Raw genomic sequence first — 17116 nt, 5'->3', positions numbered from 1 at the left:
CGGTCAGCGGACGGTCAGAGCTGCTCGTCCTCGGCGAAGGACGAGTCGTCCTCCTCGAAGTCGTTGACGGCGGTGCTCGGGTCGAACCCGGGCGGGGAGTCCTTGAGGTGCAGGCCCATGCCGGCCAGCTTGGCCTTCACCTCGTCGATGGACTTCTGCCCGAAGTTGCGGATGTCGAGCAGGTCGGCCTCGCTGCGCGAGACCAGTTCGCCGACGGTGTGGATGCCCTCGCGCTTGAGGCAGTTGTAGGAGCGGACCGTCAGGTCCAGCGCCTCGATCTCCAGCGCGAGGTCGGCGGCGAGCGCGGCGTCGGTGGGCGAGGGGCCCATGTCGATGCCCTCGGCCTCGACGTTGAGCTCCCGGGCCAGGCCGAACAGCTCCACGAGCGTCTTGCCGGCGGAGGCGACGGCGTCGCGGGGGGTGATGGCGTGCTTGGTCTCGACGTCGACGACGAGGCGGTCGAAGTCGGTCCGCTGCTCGACGCGGGTGGCCTCGACCTTGTACGTCACCTTCAGCACGGGCGAGTAGATGGAGTCGACCGGGATGCGGCCGATCTCCTGCTCGCCGGACTTGTTCTGCGCCGCCGAGACGTAGCCGCGGCCGCGCTCGACCGTCAGCTCCATCTCGAGCTTGCCCTTGCCGTTCAGGGTGGCGATGTGCAGGTCGGGGTTGTGCACCTCGACACCCGCCGGCGGCGCGATGTCGGCGGCGGTCACGGCGCCGGGCCCCTGCTTGCGCAGGTACATCACGACGGGCTCGTCGTGCTCCGAGGAGACCACGAGGTTCTTGACGTTGAGGACGATCTCGGTGACGTCCTCCTTGACCCCCGGCACGCTGGTGAACTCGTGCAGGACGCCGTCGATGCGCAGGCTCGTCACGGCCGCCCCCGGGATGGAGGACAGCAGGGTCCGGCGCAGCGAGTTGCCGAGGGTGTACCCGAAACCGGGCTCGAGGGGCTCGATGACGAAGCGCGAGCGGTACTCGTCGACGACGTCTTCGGTCAGGGTGGGGCGCTGTGCGATCAGCACGGAGGTTCCTTCCCGCGGGCGTCCGCCATATGACGCCCCGCACGCCCGTCAGCATCGGTCCACCGACGGGGTCTGGCTCTGGCTCTGGCTCGACCGGTACCTGCCGGTCGGCGGGACGCCGGCCGCACCCCGGGGGTGCGGCCGGCGTCGTCACCGGGTCAGACGCGCCGGCGCTTCGGGGGCCGGCAGCCGTTGTGCGGGCTGGGGGTGACGTCCTGGATCGCGCCGACCTCCAGGCCGGTGGCCTGCAGGGAGCGGATCGCGGTCTCGCGGCCGGAGCCGGGACCCTTGACGAAGACGTCGACCTTGCGCATGCCGTGCTCCTGGGCCCGGCGGGCGGCGGCCTCGGCCGCCATCTGCGCGGCGAACGGGGTGGACTTGCGCGACCCCTTGAAACCGACCTGGCCGGCGGAGGCCCAGGCGATCACCGCACCGGTGGGGTCGGTGATCGAGACGATCGTGTTGTTGAACGTGCTCTTGATGTGCGCGTGGCCGTGCGCGACGTTCTTCTTCTCCTTGCGACGCGGCTTGCGCGTCGCCGTGGCCTGGCGGCTCTTGGGAGGCATGGTGTCCGGACTCCTGGTGGACTGCGACGAGTGAGTTCGAGGGCGAACCGGTGGACGGTCCGCGAGGCGACCCGGAGGGCCGCGCACTGCTTACTTGCGACCGGCCTTCTTCTTGCCGGCCACGGTGCGCTTGGGGCCCTTGCGGGTGCGGGCGTTGGTCTTGGTGCGCTGCCCGCGGACGGGCAGGCCGCGGCGGTGCCGAAGACCCTGGTAGGTGCCGATCTCGACCTTGCGGCGGATGTCGGCGGCCACCTCGCGGCGGAGGTCACCCTCGACGCGGTAGTTGCCCTCGATGTGGTCGCGCAGCGCGACGAGCTCGTCGTCCGACAGGTCGCGGACGCGGACGTCCGGGCTGACGCCGGTGGCGGTCAGCGTCTCCTTGGCGCGGGTGCGCCCGACGCCGTAGATGTACGTGAGCGCGATCTCCAGCCGCTTCTCGCGGGGGAGGTCGACGCCGACGAGGCGTGCCATGTGGGTGGTCCCTCTTCTGTCGCGGAGGTCTGACGCAGCACCGCTCCCACCTTCCTCGGGCGGGTCCCCGGCCTCCGACCGGGGGTGTCGCCCGTCCCGGTGGTCCACCGGGACGAGCTGGTGCTGCGATGGGTGCCGCCGGCTGCGTGGCCCGGCGGCGGGGGTGCTGCGATCAGCCCTGGCGCTGCTTGTGGCGCAGGTTCTCGCAGATGATCATGACCCGGCCGTGACGGCGGATCACCTTGCACTTGTCGCAGATCTTCTTGACGCTCGGCTTGACCTTCATCGTGTCTCCGGTCGTGCAGACCTGACCCCGGCCACGGGCGTGGCGGGAGTACGGCCGGCGGCCAGTGGGGGGGTCACTTGTAGCGGTAGACGATGCGCCCGCGGGACAGGTCGTAGGGGCTGAGCTCGACGACCACCCGGTCCTCCGGGAGGATGCGGATGTAGTGCTGCCGCATCTTCCCCGAGATGTGGGCGAGCACCTTGTGACCGTTGCTGAGCTCCACGCGGAACATCGCGTTCGGCAGGGCTTCGATCACGGTGCCTTCGATCTCGATGACGCCGTCCTTCTTCGGCATGTCCTCCGCTTTTCCATCAAGTGTCGGTTCAGTGTCCGCCCGCTCCACCCAGGCCCGAGGCTCCGGGACGAGGGCATGGCGAACCGACGGTCAAGCTTAGTCCACGGCGTGCCGCAGAGGAAATCCGCGACAGCCGGTGGGTGGGATGCGCTGCACCGCAACCACTAGCGCCTCACGACTGAGGCACGTGGATGCCCAGCGGGAGCAGCTCGGAGGCTCCCCCGTCCGGAGCGGTGAGCACCCACAGGCCCTCCTCCATGACGGCCACGGTGTGCTCCCAGTGCGCGGCCCGGGAACCGTCGGAGGTCACCACGGTCCACTCGTCGGCGAGCACGTCGGTCTCGACGCCCCCGCGGGTGCACATCGGCTCCACCGCCAGGCACATGCCCGGGCGGACCTTGGGGCCGCGCTCGCGGACCCGGTAGTTGAGCACCTCCGGCGCCATGTGCATGGCCGTGCCGATGCCGTGGCCGGTGTACCCGTCGACGATGCCGAAGCGGCCGTCGACGGCGTCCTCCACCGCGGCCCCGACGTCCCCGACGCGCCCCCGGCGGTCCAGCGCGGCGATGCCGGCCCACAGGGCCCTGCGGGTGGTCTCCACGAGCTCCACGTCCGCGGGGTCGGCGGGCTCGCCCACGATCGCGGTGAAGGCCGAGTCCCCGTGCCAGCCGTCGACGATCGCCCCGCCGTCGATCGAGACCACGTCGCCCTCGGCGAGCACCTGGTCGCCGGGGATGCCGTGGACCACGACCTGGTTCACGGAGATGCACAGCGTCGCCGGGTAGCCGTGGTAGCCGAGGAAGTTGGAGGTGCCCCCGCCGGCCCGGATGACCTCCGCGGCGACGGCGTCCAGCTCCCGCGTCGTGATGCCCGGCCGCAACGCGGCCCGGGCGCTCTCCAGGGCCGCGTGCGTCAGCAGCCCCGCCCGGCGCATGGCGACGACCTGCTCCGGCGTCTTGACCTCGATGCGCTCGCGCCCGAACAAGGCGGCCCCTCAGCCGGCGTCGGAGGCGAGGGCGTCCAGCAGGCGGGCGGTCACCTCGGGCACCTCGCCCAGGCCGTCCACGCTGCGCAGCAGGCCCCGCTCGGAGTAGAGCGCCACCAGCGGGGCGGTCTGCTCGGCGTACACCTCCTGGCGGGTGCGGATGACGTCCTCGGTGTCGTCGCTGCGCCCCTCGATGGAGGCTCGCCGGGTCAGCCGGCGCACGAGCTCGTCGGTGTCGGCGGTGATCTCCAGGACGCGGTCCAGCTTGGCGCCGGCGGCCGCGAGCATGTCCTCGAGCTCGCGCACCTGGTCGGCGGTGCGCGGGTACCCGTCCAGGATGAAGCCCCCGGCGGCGTCCGGCTGCGCGAGGCGGTCGCGGACCATCTCGTTCGTCACCGAGTCGGGCACGTACTTGCCCGCGTCCAGGTACTCCTTCGCGGCCACGCCGAGCTCGGTGCCCTGCGCGACGTTGGCGCGGAAGATGTCGCCCGTCGAGATGGCCGGGACGCCCAGCCGCTCGGACAGGAGCTTGGCCTGGGTGCCCTTGCCGGCACCGGGCGGACCGAGGAGGACGAGACGAGTCATCGCAAGAACCCTTCGTAGTTGCGCTGCTGGAGCTGGGACTCGATCTGCTTCACCGTCTCGAGGCCCACCCCGACGATGATCAGGATCGACGTGCCCCCGAAGGGGAAGTTCGCGTTGGCATTGAACGCCACCAGTGCGATCAGGGGAAGCAGCGAGACGAGCCCCAGGTACAGCGAGCCTGGCAGGGTGATGCGCGTGAGGATGTAGTCGAGGTACTCGGCGGTCGGCCGGCCGGCGCGCACGCCGGGGATGAAGCCGCCGTACTTGCGCATGTTCTCGGCGACCTCGTCCGGGTTGAACGTGATCGCGACGTAGAAGTACGCGAAGAAGACGATGAGCAGGAAGTAGGCGGCCATGTAGATCGGGTGGTCGCCGGTGACCAGGTGCGCGTTGATCCACACGACCCAGCCCGCGCTCTGGTCGCTGAACTGCCCCACCAGCGCCGGCAGGTACAGCAGCGACGAGGCGAAGATGATCGGGATGACGCCGGCCATGTTGACCTTCAGCGGGATGTACGTGGAGCTCCCGCCGTACACGCGCCGACCGATCATGCGCTTGGCGTACTGCACCGGCACGCGCCGCTGGGACTGCTCGACGGCGACGACGGCGGCGACCACGACCAGGCCCATGAGCAGGACGGCGGCGAAGGTCAGGGTGCCGCGCTCGCGCTGGATGCTCCACAGCGACGTGGGGAAGCCGGCGGCGATCTGGGTGAAGATGAGCAGGGACATGCCGTTGCCGACGCCCCGCTCGGTGACCAGCTCCCCCAGCCACATGATCAGCCCGGTGCCGGCGGTCATGGTCATCACCATGAGGACGATGACCGGGATGCTCTGGTCGGGGACCACCTCGGCGTTGCAGGCGGTGCCGAAGAGCCGCGAGGGGTCGCGCGCGATCGTCACGTAGGTCGTCGACTGCAGCACGGCCAGCGCGATGGTCAGGTAGCGCGTGTACTGGGTCAGCTTGGTCGTGCCCTGCTGGCCCTCCTTCTTCAGCGCCTCGAAGCGGGGGATCACGACGGTGAGCAGCTGGATGATGATGCTCGCCGTGATGTACGGCATGATCCCGAGCGCGAAGATGCTCAGCTGCAGCAGCGCGCCGCCGGAGAAGAGGTTGACCAGGCCGAGCAGGTCGTTGCCGGACTCGGCCAGCGCGATGCACTGCTGCACCGCGGAGTAGTCCACGCCCGGGGTCGGCACGAAGGAGCCGACGCGGACGAGCACGATGATGCCGAGCGTGAACAGCAGCTTGCGGCGCAGGTCCGGCGTGCGGAACGCCCGGGCCAATGCGGTGAGCACGTGAACCTCCTGCGCCACCGCTGCCCCGGGGGCGCGGCGGGTGGACTTCGAGGACGGACTTGCGGAGGACCTGCGGGGCGGACGCGCAGCACGCTGCGGAGGTCTCCCCCGGAGCACCCTACAGTCCCCCACAACGCGCACACGGCGGTAGCGGGCGATCACTCGCCGCTACCGCCGTGCGCTGGTGGAGCTGAGGGGACTCAGACCGTGGTCGTCGTCCCGCCGGCCGCCGCGATCTTCTCGGCGGCCGAGGTGGAGAACTTGTCCGCGCTCACCTGCAGGGCCACGGTCACCTCACCGGTGCCGAGGACCTTGACGGGCTGGCCCTTGCGGACGGCGCCCTTCGCGACCAGGTCCTCGACCGTGACGACGCCACCCTCGGGGTAGAGCGCGGTCAGCTTGTCGAGGTTGACGACCTGGTACTCGACGCGGAACGGGTTCTTGAACCCGCGCAGCTTCGGCAGGCGCATGTGCAGGGGCATCTGGCCGCCCTCGAAGGCCTCGGGCACCGAGTAGCGGGCCTTGGTGCCCTTTGTGCCGCGACCGGCGGTCTTGCCCTTGCTGGCCTCACCGCGTCCGACGCGGGTCTTGGCCGTCTTCGCGCCCGGGGCGGGGCGCAGGTGGTGCAGCTTCAGGACGTGCTCGCCCGGCTGGTTCGCCATGTCAGTCAACCTCCTCGACGGTCACGAGGTGCGCCACCGTGTTGGCCATGCCGCGGAACTCGGGCTTGTCGTCCTTGACGACGCTCTGCCCGATCTTGTGCAGCCCGAGGCTGCGCAGGGTCTCCCGCTGGTTCTGCTTGCCACCGATGCCGGACTTGACCTGGGTGACCTTGATGCGGCCCATCAGGCGGTCACCCCCGCGGCCTGGGCGCGCAGCAGCGCAGCCGGCGTGACGTGGTCCACGGGCAGACCGCGGCGCGCCGCGACCTGCTCCGGACGCTCCAGGCCGCGCAGGGCCTCGATGGTCGCGTGGACGATGTTGATCGCGTTGTCGGAGCCGAGCGACTTCGACAGCACGTCGTGGACACCCGCGCACTCCAGCACGGCGCGCACCGGACCACCGGCGATGACACCGGTACCCGGCGAGGCCGGGCGCAGCATGACCACGCCGGCCGCCTTCTCGCCCTGGATGGGGTGCGGGATGGTGCCCTGGATGCGGGGCACGCGGAAGAAGTTCTTCTTGGCCTCCTCGACGCCCTTGGCGATCGCCGCGGGCACCTCCTTGGCCTTGCCGTAGCCGACACCGACGGTGCCGTCGCCGTCACCCACGACCACGAGGGCCGTGAAGCTGAAGCGGCGGCCGCCCTTGACGACCTTGGCCACGCGGTTGATCGTCACCACGCGCTCGACGAAGTTGCCGCGGTCACCCGCGTCACCCCGTCCGCGCTGGTCGCGGCCGCCGTCGCGACGGTCGCGACGGTCGTTGCCACGGTTGTCGCCGCCGCCGGCCGCACCGGCGCCGGCGCCTCGGCGCTGGGGTCCAGGCATCAGACGTTCCTCATCTCATCGACAGTTCGGGTCATCACAGGGCGAGACCGGCCTCGCGGGCGCCGTCGGCGATGGCCGCCACGCGCCCGGCGTAGCGGTTGCCGCCGCGGTCGAAGACCACGGCCTCGATGCCGGCCGCCTTGGCCCGCTCGCCGACGAGGACGCCGACGGCCTTCGCCTTGGCCGACTTGTCGTCGCCGCTCGCGCGCAGGTCCGCCTCCATGGTCGAGGCCGACGCGAGGGTGTGACCCGCCGCGTCGTCGATGACCTGGACGAAGACGTGCCGGGACGACCGGGTGACGACGAGGCGCGGGCGCGCTGCGGTGCCCACGACCTTCTTGCGCACGCGGGTGTGACGGCGCTTGAGACCGGCCGCCTTGCCCTTCTGGGTGCGCTGGGTGGAGAGAGCCATCGTCACTTACCAGCCTTTCCGACCTTGCGCCGGATCTGCTCGCCGGCGTAGCGAACGCCCTTGCCCTTGTAGGGGTCGGGCTTGCGCAGCTTGCGGATGTTGGCAGCGACCTCGCCGACCTGCTGCTTGTCGATGCCGGACACCGAGAAGCGGGTGTTGTTCTCGACGGCGAAGCTGATGCCGTCCGGCGCCTTGATGACGACCGGGTGGCTGAAGCCCAGGGCGAACTCGAGGTCCGAGCCCCTCGCCGTCACGCGGTAACCGGTGCCGACGATCTCGAGCTTCTTCTCGTAGCCCTGCGTCACGCCCTGGACCATGTTGGCCAGCAGCGTGCGGGTCAGGCCGTGGAGCGAGCGCGAGGTGCGCTCGTCGTCCGGGCGCACCACCTGCAGCGTGCCCTCGTCCGTGCGCTCCACCGAGATCGGCGAGGCGACGGTGTGCGTCAGCGTGCCCTTGGGGCCCTTGACCGTGACGGCGGGGCCGTCGATGGTCACGTCCACGCCCGCGGGGACGGGGATCGGGAGTCGACCGATGCGCGACATGAGTCCTCCTCCCTCACCAGACGTAGGCGAGGACTTCCCCACCCACGCCCTTCTTGTTGGCCTGCTTGTCGGTCAGCAGCCCCGAGGACGTGGACAGGATCGCCACGCCGAGGCCACCGAGCACGCGGGGCAGGTTGGTCGACTTCGCGTACACCCGCAGCCCCGGCTTGCTGACGCGGCGCAGGCCGGCGATCGAGCGCTCGCGGTTGGGGCCGAACTTCAGGTTCAGCGTCAGCTTCTTGCCCACCTCGGCGTCCTCGACGGACCAGGAGGCGATGTAGCCCTCGGCCTGGAGGATCTCGGCGATGTGGGACTTGAGCTTGCTGTACGGCATGGAGACCGTGTCGTGGTACGCCGAGTTGGCGTTGCGCAGACGCGTCAACATGTCTGCGATGGGGTCGGTCATCGTCATCGGGCTCGTCCGCCCTTCCTCGCCGGGGTTTCCGCACCGCGAAGCGCGGTGCGGACCTGCGGCGTCGTCGTGATGTTGGAGGTCACCAGCTGCTCTTGGTCACACCGGGCAGCTCGCCACGGTGCGCCATCTCCCGCAGGCAGATGCGGCAGATGCCGAACTTGCGGAACACGGCGTGGGGCCGGCCGCAGCGCTGGCAACGGGTGTAGGCGCGAACAGCGAACTTGGGCTTGCGCGCGGCCTTGGTAACGAGAGCGGTCTTCGCCACGGTCAGTTCTCCTTGAACGGGAAGCCCAGCGCGCGCAGCAGCGCCCGGCCCTCCTCGTCGGTCTTCGCCGTCGTCACGACCGTGATGTCCATGCCGCGGACGCGGTCGATCTTGTCCTGGTCGATCTCGTGGAACATGGACTGCTCGGTGAGCCCGAAGGTGTAGTTGCCGTTCCCGTCGAACTGCTTGGGCGAGAGCCCGCGGAAGTCGCGGATGCGCGGCAGCGCCAGCGACAGCAGACGGTCCAGGAACTCCCACATGCGGTCGCCGCGCAGCGTGGTGTGCGCGCCGATCGGCATGCCCTCGCGGAGCTTGAACTGGGCGATGGACTTGCGCGCCCGGGTCACCTGCGGCTTCTGGCCGGTGATGGTCGCGAGGTCGCGCACGGCGCCGTCGATCAGCTTGGAGTCGCGAGCGGCCTCACCGACACCCATGTTCACCACGACCTTGACCAGGCCGGGGATCTGCATGACGTTGCCGTAGGAGAACTGCTCGTGCAGCTGACCCTTGATCTCGTCGCGGTAGCGCTGCTTCAGGCGCGGCAGCGCCCGGGTCTCGGTCTCAGTAGTCATCAGATGTCCTTGCCGGAACGCTTGGCGACACGGATGCGGTTCGTCTTGGTCCGGCCGTCGCGCTCGACCTGCTCGGTGCGGATGCCCACCCGGGTCGGCTTGCCCGTCTCCGGGTCGACCAGCTGCACGTTGCTGATGTGGATCGGGGCCTCACGGACCTCGATGCCGCCGGCCACACCCGGACGGGCCTTCGTGTGGCGCTTCATCTGGTTGACGCCCTCGACGAGCACGCGCTGCGTGTCGGCGAAGACCTCCAGGACCTTGCCCTGCTTGCCGAGGTCGGAGGTCTTGGTGCCGTCTTCCTCGCGACGCCCGCGCACGCGGGTGACGACCTGGACGAGGTCACCCTTCTTGATGCGGATCTTCCCCATGGGTCAGAGCACCTCCGGAGCCAGAGAGATGATGCGCATGAACTTCTTCTCGCGCAGTTCACGCCCGACGGGCCCGAAGATGCGGGTGCCGCGCGGGTCGCCACCGTCAGCCCGGAGGATGACCGCGGCGTTCTCGTCGAAGCGGATGTAGGAGCCGTCGGCGCGACGGCGCTCCTTCTTGGTGCGGACGACGACGGCCTTGACCACGTCGCCCTTCTTCACGTTGCTGCCGGGGATCGCGTCCTTGACCGTGGCCACGATCACGTCACCGATGCCCGCGTAGCGGCGGCCGGAGCCACCGAGCACGCGGATGCACAGGATCTCCTTGGCACCCGTGTTGTCGGCGACCTTGAGCCGCGACTCCTGCTGGATCACTCTCTACTCCTTCGTCGCGCCGGTTCTCGACGCCCCGCGAGGGGGGGTCGAGCCTGGCGGAACGGACATGGGGTACGGGGGGCGGTGCGCGACGGCGCTCCGCCCGAGGTCACTTGGCGCGCTCGAGGACCTCGACGACGCGCCAGCGCTTGGTGGCCGACAGCGGCCGGGTCTCGGCGATGAGGACGAGGTCCCCCACGCCGGCGACCGAGGCCTCGTCGTGCGCCTTGACCTTGGTGGTGCGGCGGATGACCTTGGCGTAGAGCGGGTGCTTCACGCGGTCCTCGACCTCGACCACGACGGTCTTCTGCATCTTGTCGCTGACGACGTAGCCGCGGCGGGTCTTGCGGTAGCCGCGCTCGCTCGTCGCGGCGGCGGTCTGCTCGCTCACTCCGCAGCCTCCTTCGTGATCGGCGCCTCGGTGATGCCGAGCTCGCGCTCACGCATCGTCGTGTAGATGCGGGAGATGTCCCGCTTGACGGCCCGCAGCCGGGAGTTGTTCTCCAGCTGCCCGGTCGCGGACTGGAAGCGCAGGTTGAACAGCTCTTCCTTGGCCTTCTTGAGCTCCTCGACGAGCTTCGCGTCGTCGAAGTCACGCAGCTCGTCGGGGCTCAGCCCCTTGGTCCCGATGGCCATCACTCACCACCCTCGCGGCGCACGATCTTGCACTTCACCGGAAGCTTGTGGATGGCGCGGGTGAGCGCTTCCGCAGCGACCTTCTCATTGGGGAACGACAACTCGAACATGACCCTTCCCGGCTTCACGTTCGCGATCCACCACTCCGGCGAGCCCTTGCCGGAACCCATGCGGGTCTCGGCGGGCTTCTTCGTCAGCGGCCGGTCCGGGTAGATGTTGATCCAGACCTTGCCGCCACGGCGGATGTGGCGGGTGATGGCGATACGGGCCGACTCGATCTGCCGGTTGGTCACGTAACCGCCCTCGACGGCCATGATCCCGTACTCGCCGAACGTCACGCGGGTGCCGCCGCTGGCCGCACCCCGACGCGTGGGGTGGTGCTGCTTGCGGTGCTTGACTCGCCGTGGGATGAGCACGACTCAGGCCTCCGTTCCGTTGCTGCCCTTGCCGATGACCGGCTCGGCCGCGGCGGTCCCGGTCGAGGTGCTGCCACCGCCCGCGGCCTCGGCCACGGGAGCACTGGCCGCGTCCTGCGCGGGACGGGGACGACGGCCGCCGCGCTCACCGCGGTCGCTGCGCTCACCGCGACGCGGAGCGCGCGGGGCAGCGGCCTGCGACTGGGCGAGCTCACGGCTGGTGACGTCACCGTGGTAGATCCAGACCTTCACGCCGATGCGGCCGAAGGTCGTGCGGGCCTCGTAGAAGCCGTAGTCGATGTTCGCGCGCAGCGTGTGCAGCGGCACACGACCCTCGCGGTAGAACTCCGAGCGGCTCATCTCGGCGCCGCCCAGGCGGCCGGCGCACTGCACGCGGATGCCCTTGGCGCCGGAGCGCAGGGACGTCTGCATGCCCTTGCGCATGGCGCGGCGGAAGGAGACGCGGCTGGCGAGCTGCTCCGCGATGCCCTGCGCGACGAGCTGGGCGTCCACCTCGGGGTTCTTGACCTCGAGGATGTTCAGCTGCACCTGCTTGCCGGTCAGCTTCTCCAGCTCACCGCGGATGCGGTCGGCCTCCGCGCCGCGCCGGCCGATGACGATGCCCGGCCGGGCGGTGTGGATGTCAACGCGCACGCGGTCGCGGGTGCGCTCGATCTCCACCTTGGAGATGCCGGCCCGCTCCATGCCCTTGGACATGAGGCGGCGGATCGCGACGTCCTCCTTGACGTAGTCGGCGTAGCGCTGACCCGTCTTGGTGGAGTCCGCGAACCAGCGGCTCTTGTGGTCGGTGGTGATGCCCAGTCGGAACCCGTGCGGGTTGACCTTCTGTCCCACTAGCGGGTCCTCCTCGTCTTCTTGGCGCCGGGCACGGCGGGTGCGACGACCACCGTGATGTGGCTCGTGCGCTTCAGGATGCGTCCCGCGCGGCCCTGGGCGCGGGGACGGAAGCGCTTCATGGTGGGGCCCTCGTCGACGTGGATCGCCTTCACCACGTAGTCGGCCGGGTCGAACGCCTCCGAGTGCTTGTCCGCGAGGAACTTCGCGTTCGCGATCGCGCTCTCGACGAGCTTGCGCACCGGTTCGGCCGCCGACTGCGGGGCGAACGAGAGCACGGCGACGGCCTCGTTGGCCTGCTTGCCCCGGACGAGGTCGACGACTCGGCGCGCCTTCTGGGGCGTGACGCGGAGGTACCGCGTCTGCGCCTTGGCTTCCATCCCTGTCCTGCCTTCTGGTCTCAGTCTGTGACGTCGCTGCGCTGAGCCGAGGCTCAGCGGCGACGGCCCTTGCGGTCGTCCTTCTCGTGGCCCTTGAACGTGCGCGTGGGCGCGAACTCGCCGAGCTTGTGCCCCACCATCGACTCGGTGACGAAGACGGGGACGTGCTTGCGGCCGTCGTGCACCGCGAACGTGTGGCCCAGGAAGTCCGGCGTGATGACCGAACGGCGGGACCAGGTACGGATGACGTTGTGCGTGCCGGCCTCGTTCTGGACGTCCACCTTCTTCTGAAGGTGGTCGTCGATGAACGGGCCCTTCTTCAAACTGCGAGGCATGGTGGCCTGGACTCCCTATCAGCGCTTCTTGCCGGTGCGGCGGCGACGGACGATGAGCTTGTCGCTCTCCTTGCCCGGACGCCGCGTGCGGCCCTCAGGCTGACCCCAGGGGCTGACGGGGTGACGGCCACCGGACGTCTTGCCCTCACCACCACCGTGCGGGTGGTCGATCGGGTTCATGGCGACACCGCGGACGGTCGGGCGCTTGCCCTTCCAGCGCATGCGGCCCGCCTTGCCCCAGTTGATGTTCGACTGCTCGGCGTTGCCGACCTCGCCGATCGTCGCGCGGCAGCGGACGTCGACGTTGCGGATCTCGCCGGAGGGCATGCGCAGCTGGGCGAAGCGGCCCTCGCGGGCCACCAGCTGCACGCTGGCGCCGGCCGAGCGGGCGATCTTGGCGCCGCCGCCGGGACGCAGCTCGATCGCGTGGATCACGGTGCCGACCGGGATGTTGCGCAGCGGCAGGTTGTTGCCGGGCTTGATGTCGGCCGTGGGGCCGTTCTCGATCCGGTCGCCCTGCTTCAGGCGGGTCGGCGCGATGATGTAGCGCTTCTCGCCGTCCACGTAGTGCAGCAGCGCGATGCGCGCCGTGCGGTTGGGGTCGTACTCGATGTGCGCGACCTTGGCCGGCACGCCGTCCTTGTCGTCACGACGGAAGTCGATGACGCGGTAGGCGCGCTTGTGCCCACCACCGATGTGGCGGGTCGTGATGCGCCCCGTGGAGTTGCGGCCACCGGACTTGGTCAGCGGGCGGACGAGCGACTTCTCCGGCTCGCTCCGCGTGACCTCGACGAAGTCGGCGACGGACGAGCCGCGGCGGCCCGGCGTCGTCGGCTTGTACTTGCGGATTCCCATTGCGTCGGTTCCTCGGGTTCGAAGGTGTCTACGGCAGTCGTGCGAGCCCTGGGGCTCAGGCGACCGAGCCGCCGAAGATGTCGATCGTGCCCTCGCGCAACGTCACGATGGCCCGCTTGGTGTCCTTGCGCTTCCCGGTGCCGTACCGGGTGCGCCGGCTCTTGCCCTGCCGGTTCGCGGTGTTCACCGCCGAGACCTTCACGCCGAACACGCTCTCGACCGCCATCTTGATCTCGGTCTTGTTCGCTCCGGGGTCCACGAGGAACGTGTACTTGCCCTCGTCGATGAGCCCGTAGCTCTTCTCCGAGACGACCGGGGCGATGAGGATGTCGCGCGGGTCCTTCTGGGTTCCGCCGAGCGCGCTCACAGGGTGCTCCCTTCCGACTCCGCCGCCACCGCGGTCGCGCTGCGACCCTTGGACGGCCCCGCGACGAAGGCGTCGAGCGCCGCGCGGGTGAAGACCACGTCGTCGCTCTTGACGACGTCGTAGGTGTTGAGCTGGTCCGCGGGCAGGACGTGCACGCCGGAGATGTTGCGCAGGCTCTTGACCGCCACCTCGTCCTCACGGGTGAGGACGACCAGCACGTTGCGGCGCTCGGAGAGGGCCGCGAGCAGCTTCACCGCGGTCTTCGTCGAGGGGGCCTCGCCGATGGTCAGCCCCTCCACGACGTGGAGACGCTCGTGACGCACCCGGTCGGAGAGGGCACCGCGCAGGGCGGCGGCCTTCATCTTCTTGGGGGTGCGCTGGGCGTAGTCGCGCGGCTGCGGGCCGTGGACGGTGCCACCACCGGTGAACTGCGGGGCGCGCAGCGAACCCTGGCGGGCACGACCGGTGCCCTTCTGCTTGTAGGGCTTCTTGCCACCGCCGCGGACGTCGCCGCGGGTCTTGGTGGCGTGGGTGCCCTGGCGCGCGGCGGCCAGCTGCGCCGTGACCACCTGGTGGATCAGCGGGACGTTCACCTGGCGGCCGAAGTCCGCCGCGGGCAGCTCGACGGTGCCGTTGGTGCCGCCGTCGGCGGTGCGCAGCGGGACGGTGATGGCCTCAGTCGTCGCGGTCATCTGCTCAGGCCTCCTTCACGCGCGCCTTGGCGGCGGTCTTGACGAGCACGACGCCACCGCGGGGGCCGGGGACGGCGCCCGTGATGAGCAGCAGGCCCCTCTCCGCGTCGACGGCGTGCACGGTCAGGTTCTGGGTGGTCTGTCGCACGGCGCCCATGCGGCCGGCCATGCGCATGCCCTTGAAGACGCGGCCCGGGGTGGCGCAGCCACCGATGGACCCCGGCTTGCGGTGGTTGCGGTGCGAACCGTGGGAGGCGCTGACACCGGCGAAGCCGTGACGCTTCATGACGCCGGCGAAGCCCTTGCCCTTGGTCGTGCCGACCACGTCGACGGTCGCGCCGGCGTCGAAGACCTCGGCCGTGACCTCCTGGCCGGGCTCGTAGGACGCGGCGTCCGCGGTGCGCAGCTCGACCAGGTGGCGGCGCGGCGCCACCCCGGCCTTGGCGAAGTGCCCGGCAGCCGGCTTGTTCGCCTTGCGCTGCGGGATCGCCGTGGCGGCGAGCTGGACGGCCTCGTAGCCGTCGGTGGTAGTGGTGCGGACCTGGGTCACGACGTTGGGCTCGACCTTGACGACCGTGACGGGGATGAGGCGGTTGGCCTCGTCCCACAGCTGCGTCATGCCGAGCTTGGTGCCGAGCACCCCTCGCACTTGCCTGTCGCTCATCGTGTGCAGTCCCTCAGAGCTTGATCTCGATGTCGACACCGGCCGGGAGGTCGAGCCGCATGAGCGAGTCGACGGTCTTCGGCGTGGGGTCGATGATGTCGATGAGGCGCTTGTGCGTGCGCATCTCGAAGTGCTCGCGGCTGTCCTTGTACTTGTGCGGCGAGCGGATCACGCAGTAGACGTTCTTCTCGGTCGGCAGCGGCACGGGGCCGGCGACGGAAGCGCCGGTACGGGTCACCGTGTCGACGATCTTGCGCGCCGAGCTGTCGATGACCTCGTGGTCGTAGGCCTTGAGCCTGATGCGGATCTTCTGTCCCGCCATGGCGTCGTCTGACTCTCTCTCTTCGTACCGCTACTGACTCGCGCGCGGCGCGGGGCTCCCGGTGGAGCCCCGACCCCCGAGGTCGGGCGTGTCGCGCTCTCGCACGTTCTGCACCCTCGCCCGGTTGCCCGGTGTGGTCCCTAGCCGTGGTCACCCACGGCGGTCGTCCTGTTCAGGTTGACCGTCCGCCGCCCGTACGAGACGTTCGACGTTCGCGGCCGCCGGCCACCGGGCGGGATCTCCCCGCGGCGGCACAGCAACCCCGATAGTCTGCCAGACAGCACCCCACCTTGGCGAATCGAGGCCGCGCGCTCGGATGACAGGGGGCGACCGCGCTCAGCGGCGCCCCCACGACGGAGGGGCTGGTCCAGGTGGACCCGCCCCTCCGCGCGGAGCGACCCGGCGGGAGAGCGCGCTCCCCCGCCGGTTCAGCTCACTTGATGATCTTCGTGACCCGCCCGGCGCCGACGGTGCGGCCACCCTCGCGGATCGCGAACTTCAGGCCCTCTTCCATCGCGATGGGCTGGATGAGGTCGACCTTCATCTCGGTGTTGTCACCGGGCATGACCATCTCGGTGCCCTCGGGCAGCGAGACGACGCCGGTGACGTCGGTCGTCCGGAAGTAGAACTGCGGACGGTAGTTGTTGTAGAAGGGCGTGTGACGGCCACCCTCGTCCTTGGACAGGATGTAGGCCTGGCCCTCGAACTCCGTGTGCGGCGTGATGCTGCCGGGCTTGACCACGACCTGGCCGCGCTCGACGTCGTCACGCTTGAGACCGCGCAGCAGCAGGGCGGCGTTGTCGCCGGCCTGGCCGCTGTCCAGCATCTTGTTGAACATCTCGATGCTGGTCACGGTGGTCTTGGTCGAGGTCGGCTTGATGCCGACGACCTCGACCTCCTGGTTGACGTTCAGCACACCGCGCTCGATGCGGCCGGTCACCACGGTGCCGCGACCGGTGATCGTGAAGACGTCCTCGATCGGCATGAGGAACGGCTGGTCGATCGCACGCTCGGGCTCGGGGATCGCGGTGTCGACCGCGTTCATGAGCTCCATGAGCTTGTCGCCCCACTCGGCGTCGCCCTCGAGGGCCTTCAGCGCGGAGACCCGCACGACGGGGACGTCGTCACCGGGGAACTCGTAGCTGGAGAGGAGCTCGCGCACCTCCATCTCGACGAGCTCGAGGAGCTCCTCGTCCTCGACCATGTCGGCCTTGTTCAGCGCCACGACGATGTAGGGGACGCCGACCTGGCGGGCCAGGATGACGTGCTCCTTCGTCTGCGGCATCGGGCCGTCGGTGGCCGCGACCACCAGGATGGCGCCGTCCATCTGCGCCGCACCGGTGATCATGTTCTTGATGTAGTCCGCGTGACCCGGGCAGTCGACGTGCGCGTAGTGGCGCGCCTCGGTCTGGTACTCGACGTGCGCGATCGAGATCGTGATGCCGCGCTGACGCTCTTCAGGGGCCTTGTCGATCTGGTCGAACGCCGAGGCCTGGTTGAGGTCCGGGTACTTGTCGTGCAGCACGCGGGTGATCGCCGCCGTCAGCGTCGTCTTCCCGTGGTCGATGTGACCGATCGTGCCGATGTTGACGTGCGGCTTAGTCCGCTCGAACTTCGCCTTCGCCACTGGGGGTCCTC

Annotated in this window: 30 protein-coding genes; all 30 read right to left on the bottom strand. The window is 69.8% G+C overall.

Annotated features, from left to right (window positions below; all coding sequences use genetic code 11):
• Positions 1-14: 14 nt before the first annotated feature.
• Positions 15-1028 (bottom strand): DNA-directed RNA polymerase subunit alpha, encoded by a 1014-nt coding sequence (locus ACRYM0_RS02270; RefSeq protein WP_432501698.1) that lies wholly within the window; start codon positions 1026-1028, stop codon positions 15-17.
• A 158-nt stretch (positions 1029-1186) separates the two neighbouring features.
• The gene (gene rpsK / locus ACRYM0_RS02265) at positions 1187-1594 is read right to left on the bottom strand and encodes a 30S ribosomal protein S11 (RefSeq protein ID WP_106209584.1); all 408 of its coding nucleotides are present in this window, start codon (positions 1592-1594) and stop codon (positions 1187-1189) included.
• 90 nt (positions 1595-1684) lie between these two features.
• The gene (rpsM, locus tag ACRYM0_RS02260) at positions 1685-2065 is read right to left on the bottom strand and encodes a 30S ribosomal protein S13 (RefSeq protein ID WP_432501696.1); all 381 of its coding nucleotides are present in this window, start codon (positions 2063-2065) and stop codon (positions 1685-1687) included.
• A gap of 172 nt (positions 2066-2237) precedes the next feature.
• Positions 2238-2351 carry a 50S ribosomal protein L36 gene (gene rpmJ / locus ACRYM0_RS02255; protein ID WP_012084954.1) on the bottom strand — a complete coding sequence of 38 codons (114 nt, stop codon included), beginning with the start codon at positions 2349-2351 and terminating at the stop codon, positions 2238-2240.
• Positions 2352-2424: 73 nt separating this feature from the next.
• Positions 2425-2646 (bottom strand): translation initiation factor IF-1, encoded by a 222-nt coding sequence (gene infA / locus ACRYM0_RS02250; RefSeq protein WP_012084955.1) that lies wholly within the window; start codon positions 2644-2646, stop codon positions 2425-2427.
• Between the two features lie 172 nt (positions 2647-2818).
• Positions 2819-3631 (bottom strand): type I methionyl aminopeptidase, encoded by an 813-nt coding sequence (map, locus tag ACRYM0_RS02245; protein ID WP_432501694.1) that lies wholly within the window; start codon positions 3629-3631, stop codon positions 2819-2821.
• Positions 3632-3640: 9 nt separating this feature from the next.
• A complete protein-coding gene (locus ACRYM0_RS02240) occupies positions 3641-4216 on the bottom strand; it encodes an adenylate kinase (RefSeq protein WP_432501692.1) in 576 nt (191 codons plus the stop codon).
• Positions 4213-5514, bottom strand: a complete 1302-nt coding sequence (gene secY / locus ACRYM0_RS02235; protein WP_432501690.1) for a preprotein translocase subunit SecY — start codon at positions 5512-5514, stop codon at positions 4213-4215. The genes ACRYM0_RS02240 and secY overlap by 4 nt, the downstream gene beginning before the upstream one ends.
• Before the next feature lie 200 nt (positions 5515-5714).
• A complete protein-coding gene (rplO, locus tag ACRYM0_RS02230) occupies positions 5715-6176 on the bottom strand; it encodes a 50S ribosomal protein L15 (protein WP_432501687.1) in 462 nt (153 codons plus the stop codon).
• A 1-nt stretch (position 6177) separates the two neighbouring features.
• Complete coding sequence (rpmD, locus tag ACRYM0_RS02225) at positions 6178-6360, bottom strand: 50S ribosomal protein L30 (RefSeq protein ID WP_432501685.1); 183 nt, start codon at positions 6358-6360, stop codon at positions 6178-6180.
• On the bottom strand, positions 6360-7004 hold the full coding sequence (gene rpsE / locus ACRYM0_RS02220) for a 30S ribosomal protein S5 (RefSeq protein ID WP_432501683.1): 645 nt from the start codon (positions 7002-7004) through the stop codon (positions 6360-6362). Before rpsE ends, rpmD begins: the two co-directional genes overlap by 1 nt.
• Positions 7005-7038: 34 nt before the next feature.
• Entirely contained in the window at positions 7039-7416 is a 378-nt protein-coding gene (gene rplR / locus ACRYM0_RS02215) for a 50S ribosomal protein L18 (protein WP_432496533.1), read from the bottom strand.
• A 2-nt stretch (positions 7417-7418) separates the two neighbouring features.
• Positions 7419-7958: a 50S ribosomal protein L6 gene (gene rplF, locus ACRYM0_RS02210; protein WP_432501680.1), complete on the bottom strand. Its 540-nt coding sequence runs from the start codon at positions 7956-7958 to the stop codon at positions 7419-7421.
• Positions 7959-7971: 13 nt separating this feature from the next.
• Positions 7972-8370 (bottom strand): 30S ribosomal protein S8, encoded by a 399-nt coding sequence (gene rpsH / locus ACRYM0_RS02205; RefSeq protein ID WP_432483598.1) that lies wholly within the window; start codon positions 8368-8370, stop codon positions 7972-7974.
• Positions 8371-8452: 82 nt separating this feature from the next.
• Positions 8453-8638, bottom strand: coding sequence for a type Z 30S ribosomal protein S14 (locus ACRYM0_RS02200; RefSeq protein ID WP_369055792.1), 186 nt, complete (start codon positions 8636-8638; stop codon positions 8453-8455).
• Positions 8639-8640: 2 nt separating this feature from the next.
• On the bottom strand, positions 8641-9210 hold the full coding sequence (gene rplE, locus ACRYM0_RS02195; RefSeq protein WP_432496492.1) for a 50S ribosomal protein L5: 570 nt from the start codon (positions 9208-9210) through the stop codon (positions 8641-8643).
• Positions 9210-9581, bottom strand: coding sequence for a 50S ribosomal protein L24 (gene rplX / locus ACRYM0_RS02190; RefSeq protein WP_432501678.1), 372 nt, complete (start codon positions 9579-9581; stop codon positions 9210-9212). The genes rplE and rplX overlap by 1 nt, the downstream gene beginning before the upstream one ends.
• A gap of 3 nt (positions 9582-9584) precedes the next feature.
• The gene (rplN, locus tag ACRYM0_RS02185) at positions 9585-9956 is read right to left on the bottom strand and encodes a 50S ribosomal protein L14 (protein WP_432496496.1); all 372 of its coding nucleotides are present in this window, start codon (positions 9954-9956) and stop codon (positions 9585-9587) included.
• Positions 9957-10065: 109 nt separating this feature from the next.
• Positions 10066-10347 (bottom strand): 30S ribosomal protein S17, encoded by a 282-nt coding sequence (gene rpsQ / locus ACRYM0_RS02180; protein ID WP_432501676.1) that lies wholly within the window; start codon positions 10345-10347, stop codon positions 10066-10068.
• Positions 10344-10592, bottom strand: coding sequence for a 50S ribosomal protein L29 (rpmC, locus tag ACRYM0_RS02175; RefSeq protein WP_432496500.1), 249 nt, complete (start codon positions 10590-10592; stop codon positions 10344-10346). Before rpmC ends, rpsQ begins: the two co-directional genes overlap by 4 nt.
• Positions 10592-11008, bottom strand: a complete 417-nt coding sequence (rplP, locus tag ACRYM0_RS02170) for a 50S ribosomal protein L16 (protein ID WP_166609820.1) — start codon at positions 11006-11008, stop codon at positions 10592-10594. The genes rpmC and rplP overlap by 1 nt, the downstream gene beginning before the upstream one ends.
• A gap of 3 nt (positions 11009-11011) precedes the next feature.
• Positions 11012-11863, bottom strand: a complete 852-nt coding sequence (gene rpsC, locus ACRYM0_RS02165) for a 30S ribosomal protein S3 (RefSeq protein WP_432501673.1) — start codon at positions 11861-11863, stop codon at positions 11012-11014.
• Entirely contained in the window at positions 11863-12243 is a 381-nt protein-coding gene (rplV, locus tag ACRYM0_RS02160) for a 50S ribosomal protein L22 (protein WP_432496509.1), read from the bottom strand. Before rplV ends, rpsC begins: the two co-directional genes overlap by 1 nt.
• Positions 12244-12296: 53 nt before the next feature.
• Positions 12297-12578, bottom strand: coding sequence for a 30S ribosomal protein S19 (rpsS, locus tag ACRYM0_RS02155; protein ID WP_432501671.1), 282 nt, complete (start codon positions 12576-12578; stop codon positions 12297-12299).
• Positions 12579-12596: 18 nt separating this feature from the next.
• Complete coding sequence (gene rplB / locus ACRYM0_RS02150; RefSeq protein ID WP_432483613.1) at positions 12597-13433, bottom strand: 50S ribosomal protein L2; 837 nt, start codon at positions 13431-13433, stop codon at positions 12597-12599.
• A 55-nt stretch (positions 13434-13488) separates the two neighbouring features.
• Positions 13489-13800, bottom strand: a complete 312-nt coding sequence (gene rplW, locus ACRYM0_RS02145) for a 50S ribosomal protein L23 (protein ID WP_432496513.1) — start codon at positions 13798-13800, stop codon at positions 13489-13491.
• Positions 13797-14492: a 50S ribosomal protein L4 gene (gene rplD / locus ACRYM0_RS02140; RefSeq protein ID WP_432501668.1), complete on the bottom strand. Its 696-nt coding sequence runs from the start codon at positions 14490-14492 to the stop codon at positions 13797-13799. The genes rplW and rplD overlap by 4 nt, the downstream gene beginning before the upstream one ends.
• Before the next feature lie 4 nt (positions 14493-14496).
• On the bottom strand, positions 14497-15156 hold the full coding sequence (rplC, locus tag ACRYM0_RS02135; protein WP_432501666.1) for a 50S ribosomal protein L3: 660 nt from the start codon (positions 15154-15156) through the stop codon (positions 14497-14499).
• 13 nt (positions 15157-15169) lie between these two features.
• Positions 15170-15478, bottom strand: coding sequence for a 30S ribosomal protein S10 (gene rpsJ, locus ACRYM0_RS02130; protein ID WP_012084982.1), 309 nt, complete (start codon positions 15476-15478; stop codon positions 15170-15172).
• Between the two features lie 433 nt (positions 15479-15911).
• On the bottom strand, positions 15912-17105 hold the full coding sequence (gene tuf, locus ACRYM0_RS02125) for an elongation factor Tu (protein WP_432496520.1): 1194 nt from the start codon (positions 17103-17105) through the stop codon (positions 15912-15914).
• Between the last annotated feature and the right edge of the window lie 11 nt (positions 17106-17116).

This window comes from Kineococcus arenarius subsp. arenarius (assembly GCF_050871845.1).
Lineage (GTDB): Bacteria > Actinomycetota > Actinomycetes > Actinomycetales > Kineococcaceae > Kineococcus.
The sequence above is the reverse complement of the archived record's forward strand: the minus strand, read 5'-3'. Positions and strand labels throughout refer to the sequence as shown.